General features: G+C 63.2%; 12 protein-coding genes and 3 pseudogenes. 4 read left to right on the top strand and 11 right to left on the bottom strand.

Annotation, left to right across the window (positions count from 1 at the left end; genetic code table 11):
- Nucleotides 1-13: 13 nt before the first annotated feature.
- The 4 genes and pseudogenes from E4191_RS17140 to E4191_RS17125 all read right to left on the bottom strand — a co-directional run.
- On the bottom strand, nt 14-796 hold the full coding sequence (locus E4191_RS17140) for an inositol monophosphatase family protein (protein ID WP_139615694.1): 783 nt from the start codon (nt 794-796) through the stop codon (nt 14-16).
- Between the two features lie 554 nt (nt 797-1,350).
- Nucleotides 1,351-2,622 carry an IS256 family transposase gene (locus E4191_RS17135; RefSeq protein ID WP_135312179.1) on the bottom strand — a complete coding sequence of 424 codons (1,272 nt, stop codon included), beginning with the start codon at nt 2,620-2,622 and terminating at the stop codon, nt 1,351-1,353.
- Nucleotides 2,623-2,684: 62 nt separating this feature from the next.
- Nucleotides 2,685-4,130 (bottom strand): IS1182 family transposase, encoded by a 1,446-nt coding sequence (locus E4191_RS17130; RefSeq protein WP_139615761.1) that lies wholly within the window; start codon nt 4,128-4,130, stop codon nt 2,685-2,687.
- Between the two features lie 206 nt (nt 4,131-4,336).
- Nucleotides 4,337-4,717: pseudogene (locus tag E4191_RS17125) on the bottom strand (integrase core domain-containing protein); the annotation flags it as partial.
- A 134-nt stretch (nt 4,718-4,851) separates the two neighbouring features.
- Here E4191_RS17125 and E4191_RS17120 point away from each other — a divergent pair.
- Nucleotides 4,852-6,144: an IS110 family RNA-guided transposase gene (locus tag E4191_RS17120; RefSeq protein ID WP_139615693.1), complete on the top strand. Its 1,293-nt coding sequence runs from the start codon at nt 4,852-4,854 to the stop codon at nt 6,142-6,144.
- A gap of 203 nt (nt 6,145-6,347) precedes the next feature.
- Here E4191_RS17120 and E4191_RS17115 read toward each other — a convergent pair.
- Both E4191_RS17115 and E4191_RS17110 read right to left on the bottom strand, forming a co-directional pair.
- Nucleotides 6,348-6,955, bottom strand: a pseudogene (locus tag E4191_RS17115) (IS481 family transposase); the annotation flags it as partial.
- 141 nt (nt 6,956-7,096) lie between these two features.
- The gene (locus E4191_RS17110; protein WP_139615692.1) at nt 7,097-7,984 is read right to left on the bottom strand and encodes a LysR family transcriptional regulator; all 888 of its coding nucleotides are present in this window, start codon (nt 7,982-7,984) and stop codon (nt 7,097-7,099) included.
- A gap of 180 nt (nt 7,985-8,164) precedes the next feature.
- Between E4191_RS17110 and bla the strand changes: the two genes are divergently transcribed.
- Nucleotides 8,165-9,019 (top strand): class A beta-lactamase, encoded by an 855-nt coding sequence (bla, locus tag E4191_RS17105; RefSeq protein ID WP_139615691.1) that lies wholly within the window; start codon nt 8,165-8,167, stop codon nt 9,017-9,019.
- A gap of 173 nt (nt 9,020-9,192) precedes the next feature.
- Here bla and E4191_RS23855 read toward each other — a convergent pair whose 3' ends face one another.
- Nucleotides 9,193-9,360 (bottom strand): hypothetical protein, encoded by a 168-nt coding sequence (locus E4191_RS23855; protein WP_176562784.1) that lies wholly within the window; start codon nt 9,358-9,360, stop codon nt 9,193-9,195.
- A gap of 247 nt (nt 9,361-9,607) precedes the next feature.
- Between E4191_RS23855 and E4191_RS17100 the strand changes: the two are divergent.
- A pseudogene (locus E4191_RS17100) lies at nt 9,608-9,899 on the top strand (antibiotic biosynthesis monooxygenase family protein); the annotation flags it as partial.
- A 106-nt stretch (nt 9,900-10,005) separates the two neighbouring features.
- Here the strand turns inward: E4191_RS17100 and E4191_RS17095 are convergent.
- From E4191_RS17095 to E4191_RS17080, 4 genes are all read right to left on the bottom strand, one after another.
- Nucleotides 10,006-11,187 carry a Fic family protein gene (locus tag E4191_RS17095; RefSeq protein ID WP_139615690.1) on the bottom strand — a complete coding sequence of 394 codons (1,182 nt, stop codon included), beginning with the start codon at nt 11,185-11,187 and terminating at the stop codon, nt 10,006-10,008.
- A 289-nt stretch (nt 11,188-11,476) separates the two neighbouring features.
- The gene (locus tag E4191_RS17090; protein ID WP_139615689.1) at nt 11,477-13,714 is read right to left on the bottom strand and encodes a xanthine dehydrogenase family protein molybdopterin-binding subunit; all 2,238 of its coding nucleotides are present in this window, start codon (nt 13,712-13,714) and stop codon (nt 11,477-11,479) included.
- Nucleotides 13,707-14,729, bottom strand: a complete 1,023-nt coding sequence (locus E4191_RS17085) for an FAD binding domain-containing protein (protein ID WP_139615688.1) — start codon at nt 14,727-14,729, stop codon at nt 13,707-13,709. The genes E4191_RS17090 and E4191_RS17085 overlap by 8 nt, the downstream gene beginning before the upstream one ends.
- Nucleotides 14,726-15,217, bottom strand: a complete 492-nt coding sequence (locus tag E4191_RS17080) for a (2Fe-2S)-binding protein (protein ID WP_139615687.1) — start codon at nt 15,215-15,217, stop codon at nt 14,726-14,728. The genes E4191_RS17085 and E4191_RS17080 overlap by 4 nt, the downstream gene beginning before the upstream one ends.
- 110 nt (nt 15,218-15,327) lie before the next feature.
- Here E4191_RS17080 and E4191_RS17075 point away from each other — a divergent pair, with 110 nt between their 5' ends.
- A complete protein-coding gene (locus tag E4191_RS17075; protein WP_139615686.1) occupies nt 15,328-15,867 on the top strand; it encodes a TetR/AcrR family transcriptional regulator in 540 nt (179 codons plus the stop codon).
- The last annotated feature ends 307 nt before the right edge of the window (nt 15,868-16,174 follow it).

Genomic DNA, 16,174 nt, shown 5'->3' with positions numbered 1-16,174 from the left:
ATCTAGCTGTAGGTCAGCTAGTCGGCAAAAGCTGTTTCAAAACCTTGGCATGAAGTTGAGGCGAGGCACTGGCAACGATGGCCCCGCTTGATGCCAATGATAGTGGCTGCCCCCTCCAGTCGGTGATCGTACCTCCGGCCTCCTGTACCACAGGGCATAGGGCGCAGATGTCATATGCGTCCAGATCGTCACCATTCAGGCAAATATCTATAAGTCCTCGGGCGAGCGCGCCGTATGCCGGCGCTCCACCATCAAAGACTCGCACACGCCCCGTTGAACGCAGTTTTTCGTAACCAGAGGCGCTTTCCCTCCCAAAGCTGTCTGGATTGGCTAGGCTGATCACAGCTTCCATCATATCCCGCCGCGAACTGCTGCGAACAGGACGGCCTGCGAACAGGGTGCCTTTCCCTTCAGCCGCAGCATAACGTGCGCGTGGTCCGGGCCCATCAATGATCCCCAGAACCGGCACGCCGTCCCTGCACACGCTGATCAGCGAAGCGAAATTCAAAAGTCCGGTCCCGAACTGACGGGTTCCGTCGATTGGGTCGAGCACCCAAGTAAAGGCGCTGGTTCCAGTATCGGACCCGTACTCCTCACCTAGTATGCCGTGCGATGGGAACTGCCGCTTGATCTCTTCGCGCCACCGCGTCTCGATAAGCAAGTCTGCCTGGGTCAGCGACGAGCCATCCGATTTGTAATCTACAGCGAGGTCACTGCACCATGCATCGGCAGAAATATTTGCCGCCAAATCCGCAAGGCGAAGCGCTACTATCATCAGATTATCGAGGTCGGACATCGTGTCCCCCAAAAAGAGCCCAGATAGCGTGCCGGTAGTGACGGCTAAATGACGGTTTAGGGCTGTTAGGGTCGATGCTGTCTTCCAGGCGTGAGGCTGCTTTCCCAAGAGGTGCGGTGATCCCGGGAACTGCAATCGCAAATCCCGAAGACCGCTTACGAGTGTCAAGCAAAAACGTCATTTTGACCTTTTGTCGGACCAAAAGGTCATACTGCTTTCCTAAGTAGGCAAACATAGTGACATGCAGCAGGTTCAAAGCTGCAACGCGGATCAACGAATGCCCGCCTCCCCTGCCCCTTTTTCAAAGTGTTCAAAAACGATCCAGACCGTGTGAAAACTTGCCGAGGTCTGATGGCGTGCAGGGGTTTTGGCTGGATCGGAGCCTTTCTTTTAGGGGATCCGGATCAAATGCTTGATCGTGGGCCGTGGGGTCCTGTGGGGGTTGCTGAAGGCGAATATGGGCTGATACTTGAGGAAATATTGAGCCTTTACGGTCGGACAGCCGCAATCAACGCCGGAATGAGCTATGCGGGATTTTGGGTGACGCGGCCTGATCAAGCGGCGCGGCTTTCGTTGGCGTCCTGCTCGGCGACACCGTCAGTGAACTTGACGCCTTCGACGACGAGAGGCAACTGGTTTGCGCCCTTCAGTCGTCGCCATTTCTTCGCTGCGGCCTGAACCAGCTTGAACACCATCAGCTTCGCTGTCTTCTGAGACAACGCGCCTTTGGTTCGGACGGTGCGATGGCGGACGGTCGCGAAGACGCTCTCGATCGGGTTGGACGTGCGCAGGTGGTCCCAGTGAGCGGCCGGGAAGTCGTAGAAGGCCAGCAGTGCCTCTCGATCCTTGGTCAGGCAGGCGACGGCTTTCTCGTATTTCACGCCATACTTCTCGACGAAGGTATTGACGGCGGTCTCTGCCGCCGCGCGGGTCGCGGCTTGCCAGATCTCCCGCAGGTCAGTCTTCACCGCCGGGTGCATCGACTTCGGAAGCTTGTTCAGGACGTTGGACACCTTGTGGGTCCAACAGCGTTGGTGGCGCGTGTCGGGGAAGATCTCATCCAGCGCCTTCCAGAAGCCAAGGGCACCATCTCCGACCGCGAGGTCCGGTGGCGCCGAGAGGCCGCGGGCCCTGAGGTCGACCAGCAGTTCATGCCAGCTCTGCGCGCTCTCGCGGACCCCAACCTGGAACCCCAGCAGCTCCTTCTTCCCTTCCGGCGTCGCCCCGATGATCACCAGCATGCACTCGGCCTGCGGCTCCATCCGGGCCTGCAGATACACGCCGTCGGCCCAGACATAGACGTAGCGCCGGGCCGAGAGGTTTCGGCGTTGCCAGCGGTCATGTTCTGCTTGCCACTCGCCCGTGAGCCGCGAGATCGCTCCTGGCGACAGGTTGGGCGCATCCGGACCGACCAGCGCGCTCAGAGCCTCCTGGAAGTCTCCAGTCGAGACGCCGCGCAAGTAGAGGACCGGAAGCAGAGCATCAAGGCTAGGCGAACGGCGCGCCCACTTCGGAAGAATGCGCGAATTGAACCGGATCTTGTCCTCCGGCGGCGCATCAGCTGCCCGGTCGCGCACCTTCTGTCTCTGCACCGGGATAGGGCCGATCCCGGTCTGGATGTTCCGCTCAGGGCCGGTGCCGTGGTGGACAACGCGCTGCCTGCCATCGGGCAGGCGCTCCTCAGCAAACTGCGCGACAAAACTCGCGGCCTCAGCCCTGAGTGCCGCTGCCAGCATCTGCCGGGCGCCGTCGCGTGCAATCTCGGTGAGTGGATCAACGACAGATCCGGGCTGGTGAAGCGGGGTGATCGTGATATCATCTTCCAAGGCGTATCGCTCCTTCGGGAGGTTCTGGCAGGCTTTGACACCCACCACGATACGCCGCCTTCTCAGACCCCATCACCCAAAATCGGCCATAGCTCCGCCGGAATGCCGACAAGGCTGATCGCTCGACGCAAATTGTAGGCGATGGCCGTCAGGCTGAACTCAGCGCGCACGTTCTCCAGCCTGCGCATCAGGAATGCACCCTGGCCCATCCATTGCTTCACGGAGCCGAACGGGTGCTCGACGCTCTCGCGCCGCTCATCGAGCACCCCGGGCCGCGCGGCAAGCCGTTTCGCCATCCGGTCCAGCACGGCCTCGTTCTCATAGCGCGCAACCTTGCGGTAGGCCGCGGTGGTGCAACGTGTCTTGAGTGCGCAGGACTTGCAGGCAGCGGCATTGGCATAATCGAACACGCGGATCTCGCCACGAACCGGGCGGCTGTGCACATGGCGCAAAGCCGCGCCGCCCGGGCATGTGTAGATGTCTGCCTCGGCGTCATAACGGAACTGGTCCTTGGGAAAAAATCCCTTGGCAACGGCAGATCCGCGCTGCGGTTTGGGAACGTAAGGGACGATGCCTGCCGTTTCGCAGGCCTCGATATCTTCGATCTTGAAGTAGCCCCGGTCGGCCACGGCATCGATCTGCGCAACATCGAGGGTCTCACGCGCAGCCTTGGCCGTCTCGGTCAGCAGGCCCAGGTCGCTGACCTTGTTGTGGACCTGCTGCTCCGCAATCAGTTTGTGCTTGGTATCGACCGCAATCTGGACGTTATAACCGACCCCGACGCGACTGCTGGAGTGCATCGCGCGTGCGTCCGGGTCGGTCAGCGAGATCTGGTCCGCGCCGCTGTCTGCAAGGGCTTTGCCATGATCATCAAGCCGTTCACGCCGCTTGCGGAGCGCTGCGATCTTTTCCTGCAGCCTCTCGACGGTGCCCCTCTCTGGCGCGTCCTCACCGTCCTTGTCGGCCTCATCGAGCTGCTTGAGATACCGCGCCAAGCGCTCATCGCTTTCCGCTATCGCTTTGGCCAGCTTGGCCTTGGTGAAATTCCGCTCCCGGCTGTTCACGGCCTTGATCCGGGTGCCGTCGACTGCGATCAACTCTCGTCCGAACAAGTCGAGTTCACGACACAGCAGCACGAACTCCCGGAACACCTGGCGGAACGCCGTTCTGTTGTCGCGTCGGAAGTCTGCGATTGTCTTGAAGTCGGGGGTCAGGCGGCGGAGCAGCCAGATGACTTCAAGATTGCGATGCGTCTCTACCTCCAACCGGCGGCTGGACCGCACCCGGTTCAGGTATCCGTAAATGTAGAGCTTCAAGAGATCGGCCGGATCATATCCCGGTCGACCGGTACTTTTCGCCTGGACCCGCCCAAAGCCAGCTGCCCTCAGATCGAGCCCGTCAACGAAAGCATCGATAAACCGGACAACATTGTCCGGCCCCACATAGTCGTCCACAGAGTCCGGCAAAAGCAGGAGTTGGGACCGATCACCGCCTGAAATATGTGCCATGCCCAAAAATACCATGGCCGCTCAGTGCTGGGAATCCGGTTCGAGTTTTCACACGGTCTGGATCCTTGGTGCAACAGTCCCAAACGTGCTGCAAAAGCCGTCAAAACGGCGCCTTTTGCAACATGTCGCAAAATGGCACGGATTTCGATACACGTTTGGAGTTGTGTAAGGCCATGGCTTCGTAGGCACAGACTTCGTAGTCGCGGCTAGCAAGGTGGTGAGTAGGTGTCACATCCCGCGTGATTGTAGGGCCGCTTCCTGAACAGGCCCGGCCTTTGTTTCTGCCAGTCCTTGAGCGCGTCGATTGGCGTTCGGCCCTTCAATACTGATTGCGGAAGCTGACCGTTGTAGAGCCGGACATAGCGCAGGATGGTCTGTTCGAGATCCTCGCCGCTGCGGAAGCGGTGGCTTTGCAGGACGTCCTCGATCCGGCCGTTGAAGCGTTTGACCATGCCATTGGTCTGCGGGTGCATCGGCGGGGCCAGGCGATGCTCGATGCCGAGATCGGTGCAGAGGCGGTCGAAGTCATGGTTGCCGGTGGGGCCCCGGCGGCGAAGGCCGAACAGACGATCGGTGAACTCCTTGCCGTAGCATGTTGGGAAAGATACGCTGAAGAGGGTTATGGCCGCCTGCGCAGCCTCAAAAATGCGCAGCAGGCGGCCATAACTGGGCTCAGGTCTCTATGGTGGTTTTGCCAACCACACCACAGAGGAGACCAGCTATGGCCAAGGTCAATGCTACGACGGATGCCCGCATTCTGGTAGGCATCGACATATCGAAGAACAGGCACGAGGTGCTGATCGCGATACCAGGCAAGACGCGTCGCAGACGCATGACGGTGCTGAACGTTGCTGCGGATTATCAGCGCCTGATCGAGACCTTGCGCAGCTTCGAGCTTCCTGTCGCCATCGGGTTCGAGGCGACCGGTAACTATCACCGCGCGCTCGTGTTCGCCCTCGGGGCCGCCGGCTTCGAGTTGAATCTGGTTTCGTCGGTCGCACTCGCTAGAACGCGGGAGGCCTTGCATAACAGCTGGGACAAAAATGACCCGAAGGACGCCCAGGTAATTCTGCGCATGCTGGAGATCGGGGCCGTGCAGGTCTTCCATGATCCGTTGGTCGCGGGCACTTGCGACATTCAGGAGTTGTCAAAAACCTATGAGATGGTGGCGCGTGCCAAGACCGAACTGTGGCACCGCATCCTGACCCACTATCTGCCGCTCTATTTTCCGGAAGCAGATCGGTTTCATCGCAGTTCACGCGGAGATTGGTTTTTGGCCTTCCTCGAGGCTTTTCCGTCGCCCCACCTGATCACCGCCATGGAGAAGGATGAGTTCATCGCGGTGGCTTGGCCGATCGTGGGCAGACGCGTCGGAAAGGCGGCGCTTTTGGCAGATATCTACGAGACGTCAAAGACTTCGGTAGGCTTGCCTGTCGACCCCGGTTCGGATGCCCTCAGCATGTTCCGGCTGGTTCTGCGGCAGGGTCGCAGTCTGATCCAACAGCGCAATGCCATCGAGGCCCGGGCTGCCGAACTGCTCGCAAACCATCCCGATTATCGCCTGTTGCGCACCATTCCGGGGATCGGCCCGGTCAACGCACTTGCCGTCCTTGCCGAGGCTGGCGACCTGCGGCGCTTTCGACATCATCGGCAATTCCTGAAGTTCTGCGGCATGGATCTTGCGACTGTGCAATCCGGGCTGTTCCGCGGAAAGAGCAAGATCTCGAAGTATGGGAATGTAAGGCTGCGCCGCGTCTTATGGCTGGCCAGTCAGGCGGCCGTGCTCAAGCCCGCCAACAGCTTCCGAGACAAGTTCGAACGCTACATCTCGCAGGACCGCCATAACCCGGATCTGCGCCGCAAGGCATACACTGCCATCGCCGCAAAGATGGCACGCACCATTCACGCCGTGATCAAATCCGGCGAACCCTATCGCCCCTTCTTCGAGGGGGCGAGCCCGAGCGGAAGGACCCCTTTCTATAGAGCCGTGGAGGCGCCATCGGCGACCTCGTAGATAATGTTTGGGCCTTCCGCTTGGGATTTAGGATCTCGTCTTAAGGACGGTGAGGGCGGCAACTTGGCCGACCCTGTATTTGCTATGGGAGAGACCATTTCTTGACGGCGGAGCCCGCTTGGGCGAACATCTTCAGGGCATCCGGTCGCTCGGATGCCCCGTGATCTGACGCCCTGAATGGCAAATCCGTCCCAACATAGGACGTTGTCGGTGAGCACCCTGGTGATCGTCATCGGTGCGGCGCGTTCCAGATCGCGCGAGACAAACGGCGGGCGTTGGCAGCGGTTTTGGCTGGGTAGATGCGCACGAAGACCCACCTCGTGGCGCGGTCGATGGCCACGAACAGATACCGGCGGCGGCTCTCGTCGGCCATCTGCGGCAGGTATTTTACGTCGACATGCACATAGCCCGGCTCGTAAGCCTTGAAGGCCCCGTGCGCAGGTCGTGGCAAGGCAGGCTTCAAAGCGCGCAGACTGCCCACGCCATGCCGGCGCAGGCAGCGGTCCAGCCCGGAACGCGAGACATGAGGGTGCAGGAACTCCCGCACCACCGACAGCAGGTCATCCAGCGGCAACAGCAGCGACTTGCGCAGTGCCACTGCCACAGCTTCCTGTGCCGGCGTGAGCGTCGACTGAAGCCTGTGGGGGGTGTGGGATCGGTCATGGACATTGTCCCGGCTCTGCCACTTCCAGACGGTCTGCATGGAGATGCCGTAGCGCTCCGCCACCCTCCAGGCCGGCTCAGTGCTCGCTTGGATCGCGGCTCGTATCTTCGGTGTCGTCGCTGCCTGCTTGTGAAGAGAGATCAGCATCCTCGCCTCCCGTCCCGAAACTCGCCCAGGATCGATCTTGCCACGAAGAACGCGGTCCGGCGAGGGTCTATGTGATCATCCGGGATGGGACAAGTAGGCACAGTCCGCTGTCCCTTCTGATAAGATGCCCCTGATGCCATCTTATTCCGGCGGCTCGCCTGCGCCTGCACCATCCATCAGCCAGCTTCTCACCTGCGCCATCGCCAAAGTCAGCGGCTTGCCCCGCAGCCATGTCAGCCAGTAATGGCCCGCGGCGACTTCGGTGGCGAAGGGCCGCGCCAATGTGCCGGCCTGCAGCTGGCGGGCGAACATCGCCGCCGGCAGCAAGGCCACCCCATGCCCCGCCGCGGCAAGATCCGCCAAAGCGACCGAGCTGTCCAGCACCGGCCCCTCCAGCGGCGGGCACTCGGCCCCGGCAGCCGCGAACCAGCCCGCCCATTCGTCCACGCGGTAGGACCGTAGCAGCCGCTGGCCCAGCAGATCCTTCGGCGCCTGCAGATGCGGCAGCAGGTCCGGAGCGCACAGGGGCGTCAGGGGCGCCGCGATCAGGGGCGCCGCCTCCAGCCAGGGCCATGCAGTCCGGTCACCGAAGCGGATCGCCATATGCAGCCCCTCCTTGGCAATGTCGATTCGGTTGTTATGTGTGAAGATGCGCAGGCTGATGCCGGGATGGATGGCCTCGAACGCCTCAAGACGCGGGATCAGCCAGCCGGTCGCAAAGGTCGTGACGACCCCGAGGTTCAGCGTCTCGCGATAGCGGCCACCCTGAAAGCGGTCCAGCACCTCGCCCATCTCGTCGAAACTGCGGGTCAGGACCGGGTGCAGCGCGGCGCCGATATCGGTCAGGATCAGCCCGGTGGAGGCGCGGATGAACAGGCGGTGGCCCAACAGATCCTCCAGTCGCTGGATCTGCTGACTGACGGCGGCCTGCGTCACCCGCAGCTCGATCGCGGCGCGGGTAAAGCTGCCCTGCCGGGCGGCGACCTCGAAGGCGCGCAGCCCGTTCAAGGGAAGGTTGGGTCTGTCCATGCCATCACCTCAGCTTATGTCCTGCGTCAGGATTTGTCGTTTGAGCAGCGCCGCGTCAATCGATTACACCTCTGTCATGGCCTTGGCATGATGCCCGCTGGCCGCCTTCATAAGACAATCCGATACCGCCCCTTGCGGGCGGCAAACCCCGCGCATGCCGGGGTCACCCTGGAGTTTCCCATGCCACGAACGACAATCGCCACTTGCATCCTGCTGAGCGCGCTGACCGCCCCCATCGCCGCCGAGACCGTCACCGAGGCCGCCCGGGCCATCGAGGCCGATCTGGGCGGTCGCGTCGGGGTGTCCCTGCGCCAGCCGGGCGGGAGTGACGCCACCGGCTATCGTGAAGACGAGCGGTTTCCCCTGTCCAGCACCTTCAAGGTGCCCTTGTGCGGCACGATCCTGACCCTGGTCGATGCCGGAGAGGATCAGCTGGACCGCAGGGTCGGCTACAGCCCGGGCGATCTGGTCACCTATTCGCCCGTCACGGAAACCCGCGACGCGATGACGGTCGCAGAGCTGTGCGAAGCCACCATCACGCTGAGCGACAATACCGCTGCCAACCTGCTGCTGGACCGCCTCGGGGGGCCCGAGGATTTCACCCAATACCTGCGCGCGATCGGGGACGATACGACGCGGCTGGACCGGTGGGAGACGGACCTCAACGAGGCCGTGCCGGGCGATCCCCGCGACACCTCCACCCCCGCCGCGATGACCGCCACGCTGGAGACGCTGCTGTTCGGCCCGGTCCTCTCCGTCGCCTCGCAGCAGCAGCTGGAGGCCTGGATGCGGGCCGATCAGGTGGCCGACGATCTGATCCGCGCCAGCCTGCCCGAGGGCTGGGTCATCGGCGACAAGACCGGCGCTGGTGGGTACGGGTCGCGCTCCATCATTGCGGTGATCCGCCCGCCGCAGGGTGATCCTTGGCTGACAGCAGTCTACCTGACAGGAAACGAGGCCGACATGCCCACCCGCAACCGTGCCATTGCCCGCATCGGCGCGGCGCTCGTCAGCGAAATCACCGCCGCCAAGTGAAACAGGTAATGCGCAGCACATGACGCCGAACACTGCCGCCGAGTGACGGTAATTGCGGTGCTCAGCCGAAACGTGGAGGCGGAGCTGGACCACCCCGCCGTTTGCAGTGCGCGCACCATCCAGACATGCGCACGCAAGGATCATTCCTACGCGGGCGCATGTCGTACAGGTCTTTAGGTAGCCCCGCCAATGCGCTTCCATCGGTCGGCCTTCACCCGCGCGTCCAGCAAGCGTTCGTACAAGATCCGGTAGCTCGGAATGTGTTGATAGGCAGAAAGAGCTTCGATTATCAGGTCGAGATCTTCGTGTGAGAAGGTCGTCACGATCACCTCTTCCTGCATGGTTGCCTCCAGCGTATTTTGATTGAGCGCTCAAACGCCATTAGCCCATGCAGGTTGCGCCTTGAAATGAACTTTTGCGCCATCGGCAGAGAGCGGCTCAAGGGCCACATTCGAGCGGGGGCCGGGAGGGACATGACGACAGGCCGGACACGATGCCACACCGGTGCAAGCCGTTGCTTGATCCCGCCACGGGCATCGGCGACCCTTCGTACCCGAGACCCCGGAAAGGACCCTCACATTTTTGGCAATGAACCACTTTACTGTCCCACTTGGAGAATGCTGCCGATTTCGAAGCGCTGTGGCTGGGCCGCGACAGCCGGCTGCACGAGATGGACGGGTTCGTCGAATTCAACATGCTGAAGGGCCCCGAGGAGGACGGCCACCGACTGTATGCCTCGCACAAAGTGTGGCGGGACGAGGGCGCGTTCCGTGCCTGGACCACCTCCACACAGTTCCGCGCGGCCCATGCGCGGGCCGGCAACACGCGCACGCTGCATGCGGGCGCACCGCGTTTCGAGGCGTTCACCTCGATCCAGACCAAGACCCCTCAAGATAGACAAATCGTGGCAGCGATGGCGCCTGGAAAGGAGGCCGGTGTTGCTCACGCTACCGTCCCTTCTGACACGATGGAGGACAAGTCGGAGATCAGCCTGACTGCGGCAGGGGTTCTGTTCCTTCGCTGATGATCGTCAAATATCGCTGATAGCTGAACACCCGCCCGCGCTTGCGTCCCGTGACCTCTGTCACGATGCCCATTCGTTGCAGATCTGCCAAGGCGGAATTGACGGTCGGCGCCGACAGTCCGGTTCGTTGGACAAGTTGGGTGGCAGACAGAAAAGGGCTCTGCTGAAACAGATCGTGAATGCGAAGCGCCGATCCTGCGCGGTCACTTTTGCCCGTGATGCGATCGCGGTCTTCCTTGAAGAGGCCGACAATCCGGGTGGCTGCGTCAAAGGCCTGGTTGGCAGTCTCCGCAACGCCGGTAAGAAAAAAGTCCAGCCAAGCTTCCCAGTTGCCGTTCTCCCGCACCTCTTGAAGCAGGCGGTAATATTCGGATCGATGCGCTTTCAGGTAGAGGCTGAGATAAAGCAGCGGTGTTCGCAGCACCTCGTTGACGCAGAGGTAGAGTGTCACCAGCAGACGGCCGATGCGGCCATTGCCGTCTAGAAACGGGTGTATTGTCTCGAACTGGACGTGCAGGAGCCCCGCTTTGATCAATGCCGGCAGCTTCGATTGATCCTCGTGCATGAAGCGTTCCAGTTCACCAAGACATGTGTCCAGCTCCGTCACGGGCGGAGGCACAAACAGGGCATTTCCAGGCCGCGTTCCACCAATCCAGTTCTGCGTCCGCCGAAACTCCCCGGGATTTTTGGTGCCGCCGCGGCCGCTTTGAAGCAGTCTCGCGTGCATTTCTCGGATCAGGCGCAAGGACAGCGGAAGCTCTTGCAGGCGCTCCAGGCCATACATCATCGCGTCGACGTAGTTCGAGACTTCGCGGATATCGTCGATTGGCTCTCCCGATGCCGCTTCCGTTTCGAAGCGCAGAAGATCAGTCAGTGTCGACTGTGTCCCCTCGATCTGGGAGGAGAGAACCGCCTCCTTGCGGACATACATGTAAAGAAAGAGTTCTTGCCGGGGCAGCAGCATCGTTATGCCATCCAGGCGGCCCAAGGCACGCTCGGCTAGGCTCAGCTTCTCGAGCAGCTGCAGAACATTGATTTTCGGTTCCGGCGGCAGAGGCGGTGGAACGAAGGCTCGTACCATCTCGCCTGCGACAGGTGTTTGGACATAGCGGCCACGCCGTTGATTCGAAGGTTGGTCAATCATCGCCGCAGATTACGACGAGTGCTTATTTAAGCAAAGACCGATTGTCTTTAATAGATGGCACCCTAAGGAAAGCAGCCTTAACCAACGACGTCTGTGAGCCGAACGGATGATTGCTTGCAAGCCCTGCAGCCCAGCCACCGGCCAAGGTGGCTACCACCCACCGCCCTCACCTGATTGCGGAATTGCTGGAACTTGCTCGTATAGCAATAGGAAAGGCCGAAGCTACGGCCAGCACGGCGCCGCATGGCACCGGGGCCATTGTTGCCTGGCATGGCAAGATGAGAATGGCTCAGATCAGGCTTTCGGGGTGGATGGGGAAGCGCTGCGGGCAGATGCCGGTCGCATGCCAGACGGCATTGGCGATGGCGCCCACCGTGCCGGTGACCCCCAACTCTCCGACACCCTTGATACCAAGCGCGTTCACATACGGATCATCTTCGTGAACCATCAGCGCCTCGACGAAGGGGACATCGGCATTGACCGGGATGTGATAGCCGGCAAGGTCGTTGTTGGTGAACCGCCCCGTGCGCGGATCGTGGATTGCCTCCTCGTGCAGGGCAAAGCCCACGCCCCAGATCATCCCGCCCAGCAGTTGGCTGCGCGCCAGTTGCGGGTTGATGATGCGGCCGGCAGCAAAGGCCCCGACCAGCCGGCTGACGCGGATCTGGCCCAGATCGGGATCGACCAGCACCTCGGCGAAGACCCCGCCATGAGAGAACATGGCCCGGTCGGGTTCGCCCTCGCGCGCGCCCTTGCCCTCTCCGCGCAGCAGGTCCAGCCCGGCGCGGGCCAGGATGTCCTCATAGGTCTCGCTGCGACTGTCGTCGTCGTTGCGATAGAGGCGCCCGCCGCGCGCGGTGACGCCCGCGTTGCCCGCCCCGAACAGCGGCGATCCCGGATCGTTGATGGCGATGTCGGCCAGTTGCCGCACCGTGTCGGCGCCGGCGTTGAAGAGCGCGGTGCCCGCCGTGGCCGTATGGCCCGATCCGCCCGCCACGCCCGCATCGGGCAGGTCGGAATGGCCCGAGCGGAACTCCAGCCGGTCGACATCGATGCCAAGCCCGTCGGCGGCGATCTGCGCCAGCGCGGTCCAGGCCCCCTGCCCCATATCCGCGGCCGAGGTTTCCACCACCGCACTGCCGTCGGCGCGCAAGGTCGCATGCGCCGCAGCCTGGAACATCGGGCAGGGAAACTGCGCGGTGCCCATGCCCCAACCCTTGAGCAACCGCCCCTGACGCATCTGGCGCGGTGCCATCGGGCGGTCTGCCCATCCGAACAGGTCCGCTGCCTGCGCATAGCACTCGCGCAGCGCCTTGGAGGAGAACGCCATCCCCGTGGCCGGGTCGGTCTCGGCATAGTTCAGCAGACGGAAGGCCAGCGGGTCCATGCCCATCGCATGGGCCGCCTGATCGATGGCGACCTCCAGAGCGGCCGATCCCGGCGCCTCTCCGGGCGCGCGCATCGGTCCGGGCGTGCCGGTATCCGCGCGCACCGCGCTGTGCGTGGTCCGCATCGCGGTCGTGGCATAGACGCTGTGCGAGGCGTTCGACGCGCTTTCGATGAAGTCATCGAAGCTGGAGGCGACGGCCAATGTGTGGTGGTCCAGCGCGATGATGTGCCCCTGGTCGTCCAAGTCCAGACGCAGCGTCTGCCGCGTGGCGGGGCGGTGGCCGACAGGGCCGTACATCTGGTCGCGACGCAGCGCCAGCTTGACGGGGCGGTCCAGATCCCTGGCCGCCAGCACCGCCAGCAGCTGCGCACCATACAGGATGGCCTTTGACCCAAAACCGCCGCCAAGGAACGGACTGCGGATCACGATCTGTGCCGGATCGATCCCTAGATAGGCCGCAAAACTTTGCTTCGCTAGACCAATGGCCTGGTTCGGGGTGTCAATCTCCAGCTGGTCACCGACCCATTTGGCGGTGATGGCATGGGGTTCCAGCGCGTTGTGATACTGGGCCGCGGTCTCGATGACCGTGTCCAAATGGTGGGCGGCACCCGCGCGGGCGGCGTCCATGTCGCCCGTCTGCAGCGACGGCGGGCGGCCGATGCTGACGGTTTCGGGGTCATAGGGCGCATTGCCGTCCAGGCCGATCCTCGGCGGATCGGCACGATATCGGGGGTTCAGCAGGCGCGCACCCTCGGTCGCGGCCTCCAGCGTCTCGGCCACAACCAGCGCGATGGGCTGTCCGGCATAGCGCACGGTGTCGTCCTGCAACGCCTCGGTCCGCCAGGCAAAGCCGTGGATCTTGGTGTCGGGATGCACCGCCAAGGCTGGACGGTTCGCGGGGGTATAGACCCTGACCACGCCCGGATGCGCCAAGGCCGCCGCCGTGTCGAGATGTTCGACCGTGCCGCGTGCGATGCCTGCGACGGCGGTGACGGCGTGCAGCACGCCCTCGGGGCGGCGATCGGCGGCATAGGGCGCCTGGCCCGTCACCTTCAGCACCCCATCGCGTCGGGTCATCGGCTGTCCCGAGTTCGAGCCCAAGCGCACGTGCTGCTGGATGTTCGTCATGTCAGCCATGGACGTCTCCTTCGAAGACAGAGGCGGGCAGCGCGGGCATCCGGTCGGGCGTGCCCGCCGCAGCTTGCATCAGCGCGCGGATGGCAATGCGCTGTGCCAGCACGATCTTGACGGCATTGTCGCCCGACGGCGCGGCACCCTGCAGGGCCAGCGCGGCCGCATGGGCAAAGGCGTCCTCCGACGGGGGCTGGCCGATCAGACCGGCCTCGGCCGCATGGGCGCGCCAGGGGCGGGCAGCAACGCCGCCAAGGGCCAGGCGGGCAGCCACGATCCGGCCGTCCATCACGTGGACCCCCGCCGCGGCCGAGACGATGGCAAAGGCATAGGACGTCCGCTCGCGCAGCTTCACATAGCGGGCATGGCGGGCCATGCCGCCGGGATCGGGCAGGCGGATATGAGTGATGACCTCTCCGGCCGCCAGCGCGGGCGGCACGCCGGTCGCATCGGGCAGCGGATGGAATTCGGCCATTGGCATCTCGCGGCGACCCGTGGGGCCCGCGATCTCCACCACGGCGTCGAAGGCCGCCAGCGCCACGCACAGGTCGGACGGATGCGTTGCGATGCAGGCGTCGGTCCAGCCCAGGACTGAATGGTTTCGCGTCACCCCACCGATGGCGGAACAGCCCGATCCGGCCTGTCTGCGGTTGCAGGGCGACAGAGGGTCCTGGAAATAGCTGCAGCGGGTCGCCTGCATCACGTTGCCCCCGGTGCTGGCGGCATTGCGCAGCTGCGGGGACGCCCCGGACAGCAGCGCCTCGGCCACGGCGGGAAAGCGGGCCAGCACCCGCGGATCGCGGGCCAGATCCGCATTGCTGACCATCGCGCCGATGCGCAGGCCACCGTTATGGTCGTCGATCCCGCGCATCGGCAGGCGGGTGATGTCCACCAGCCGCGACGGCGTGGCGACGCCGATCTTCATCAGGTCCAGCAGGTTCGTCCCGCCGGCCAGGATCGCGCCATCCGCGCCCATAGCGGCCTCCAGTGTGTCGGCGCGTGTGTAATCGAACAGGTTCATGCCGCATCCTCCCGCGTGGTCATGACGCGGGTGGCGTCCAGCACGGCCTCGGTGATCCCGGCATAAGCGGCGCAGCGGCACAGGTTGCCGCTCATCCCCTCGCGGACGCGTTCCGGGTCCAGCCCGGCCTCGCCCTCGGCGATCAGGGCGACAGCGGACATGATCTGGCCGGGCGTGCAATAACCACATTGGAACCCGTCATGGCGGATGAATGCGGCCTGCACGGGGTGCAGGTCTTCGCCTTGGGCCAGGCCCTCGACCGTGGTGATGCTGGCCCCGTCATGGGACAATGCCAGCGCCAGGCAGGCGTTGATGCGCCGTCCATCGATCAGCACCGTGCAGGCGCCGCACTGGCCGCGGTCGCAGCCCTTCTTGGTGCCGGTCAGGCCGATCCGTTCACGCAGGACGTCCAGTAGCGTCACGCGAGGGTCGTCCAGAGCGAGGGCCCGGGCGGTTCCGTTGATGGTCAGGTTCAGGGTCTGTGTCATCTTTCCCTCGTTGGCGATAGGCTATCGGGAAGTAGGGCCGGACGCGGCCATGACACCACCATACGGAGGCATCCTCCGTTTCGCAAGAACGATGGAGGAGGAGGCCGGTAATGGGCGAAGACACGCCAGTTGCACGCAAGCCGCGTGCCGATCAGGCCCGCAACCGCGAACGTCTGCTGACCGCCGCACGCGAGGTGTTCCGCGCCGATGGAGCCAGTCTCGAAGCCGTGACGCGCCGTGCCGGCTTGGGAACTGGCACCCTCTACCGCCATTTCCCCACGCGGGAGGCGCTTTTCCAGGCTGTCTATGCGCGCGAGGTCGAGGAACTGGAGGCGCTGGCCCGAAAAGACGACCTCGAGACATGGATGACGGCCGCATTGGCAATGATGGCGACCAAGAAGGGTATGGTCACGGCCCTCGCTCCGGTGCTGGACAAGGAGGCGCCGTTCTTCACCGAGCAGTCGGCCCGCATGACGGCGGCTGTCAGCGGTTTGCGCGACCGGGCGTTGGCAGCAGGACAGATTCGCGACGAAATCACCGCAGATGACCTGATGCGGGTGCTGCTTGGCTTGAGCTACGGTCCCGGTGCAGACGCATCACGTGCGGATGTTTTGCTGAACGTCTTTCTGGACGGGCTGCGGCCGCGGTGAGGTGATCTGACACGCTCTTATGAAGAATCCACGTATCGGGTCGACGTGACTTTCGACTTGTTGCTGAAACCTTCCAGCGCCGACCCGTCCTACAGGTCTGACGACGCGTCAGCCTTCGTCGCCAAGCGGCAATAGGATCAAACAGAAGCGTCGTCTTTGTGGTTCGAGTAGACGACCGTCCAGAGATGGTCACTAATTGTCAACGGGTCTGCCGTTTCGCCAGCCACCACGCAACAGCAACCCAGCTCCATATGCGCCCTTATCAAGCATGCCGGCCTCTCTGACCGCCGTTCGCAAATCCCATGGG

The organism is Paracoccus liaowanqingii (assembly GCF_004683865.2).
GTDB classification, from domain to species: Bacteria; Pseudomonadota; Alphaproteobacteria; order Rhodobacterales; family Rhodobacteraceae; genus Paracoccus; species Paracoccus liaowanqingii.
This window is presented reverse-complemented; position numbering and strand designations above follow the sequence as displayed.

Coding starts and splice junctions, on each gene's coding strand:
- E4191_RS17140 (WP_139615694.1), bottom strand. CDS start 796: ATGTCCGACCTCGATAATCTGATGATAGTAGCGCTTCGCCTTGCGGAT.
- E4191_RS17130 (WP_139615761.1), bottom strand. CDS start 4,130: ATGGCACATATTTCAGGCGGTGATCGGTCCCAACTCCTGCTTTTGCCG.
- E4191_RS17120 (WP_139615693.1), top strand. CDS start 4,852: ATGGCCAAGGTCAATGCTACGACGGATGCCCGCATTCTGGTAGGCATC.
- E4191_RS17110 (WP_139615692.1), bottom strand. CDS start 7,984: ATGGACAGACCCAACCTTCCCTTGAACGGGCTGCGCGCCTTCGAGGTC.
- bla (WP_139615691.1), top strand. CDS start 8,165: ATGCCACGAACGACAATCGCCACTTGCATCCTGCTGAGCGCGCTGACC.
- E4191_RS23855 (WP_176562784.1), bottom strand. CDS start 9,360: ATGCAGGAAGAGGTGATCGTGACGACCTTCTCACACGAAGATCTCGAC.
- E4191_RS17095 (WP_139615690.1), bottom strand. CDS start 11,187: ATGATTGACCAACCTTCGAATCAACGGCGTGGCCGCTATGTCCAAACA.
- E4191_RS17090 (WP_139615689.1), bottom strand. CDS start 13,714: ATGGCTGACATGACGAACATCCAGCAGCACGTGCGCTTGGGCTCGAAC.
- E4191_RS17085 (WP_139615688.1), bottom strand. CDS start 14,729: ATGAACCTGTTCGATTACACACGCGCCGACACACTGGAGGCCGCTATG.
- E4191_RS17080 (WP_139615687.1), bottom strand. CDS start 15,217: ATGACACAGACCCTGAACCTGACCATCAACGGAACCGCCCGGGCCCTC.
- E4191_RS17075 (WP_139615686.1), top strand. CDS start 15,328: ATGGGCGAAGACACGCCAGTTGCACGCAAGCCGCGTGCCGATCAGGCC.